The 861-nt window shown below is 40.8% G+C and carries 1 protein-coding gene; it reads right to left on the minus strand.

The genetic code is table 11. The features are described from left to right. Positions 1-13: 13 nt before the first annotated feature. Positions 14-861, minus strand: an 848-nt coding sequence (locus Xedl_RS19805) for an IS982 family transposase (protein WP_074025444.1), incomplete at its 5' end; no start/stop codon positions are given.

An 861-nucleotide genomic window follows, 5' to 3' on the forward strand; every position in this document is an offset into this window, starting at 1 on the left:
ACCCGAATTCTGCTTAAGCCATCATTGGAACAGCGTCTTCTGAATAGAAAACTTCCAGTGATGGTTTTTTCAATTTAAGGCAGTAAGCGATCAGTCCACCTAAAACGGTCAACATAAATCCTCTTATACTTCGGTGGCGAGAATGCTCTATCTGAGAAATTAATTTTAATTGTCCATTAATCGTTTCAATGATAAAACGCTTTTTTAACATTATCTTATCCCACTCAGCTTGCATACAGGCTTTCATGTTACGCCGTTTTTTCGTGATGAAAGTGACACCGCTTTTGGCTAAATCGTCCGCCAATTCCTGACTCAGATAACCTTTATCGCCGTAAAGAGAACCCATTAATTCTGTGGTTAATTCGCGAACAGGTTCCCGATCATCCACATTACCGGCCGTGACTTTAAGCGCGAGAATTTCCCCCTGATGATTGACAACCAAATGTAATTTGAAACCATAAAACCATCCCATTGAATTTTTTCCACGCTGTGCGATTCCCGCAAAGACCTTATGTCGAGGGATGCGAATGTTATGGCAGACACTCAAACTGGTGGAATCAATAAAAGCAATGCCTGTGGGTTTCCCTTTTAATTGAGTCAGATAGCTACATAGTGGCACCAAAACGGAAGGGGCAACGCTGATAAAACGGGTATAACTGAGTAAAGTGGAGAAGTCGCGGTGGTGGTATTGCCAAATATGTTTCAAATAAAAATTTTTAAAATCACGGTAATGCGACATATGAAAAAGGATCAAAATGGTCATGATTTCACTGGGATACATATGACCTTGTCGGCGGCGTAAACGATGCCCACTCTCAAGACAAAATTGTTCCCATTGAGGAATGAAAAAACGGCAAAAAT

Source organism: Xenorhabdus eapokensis, from assembly GCF_001908105.1.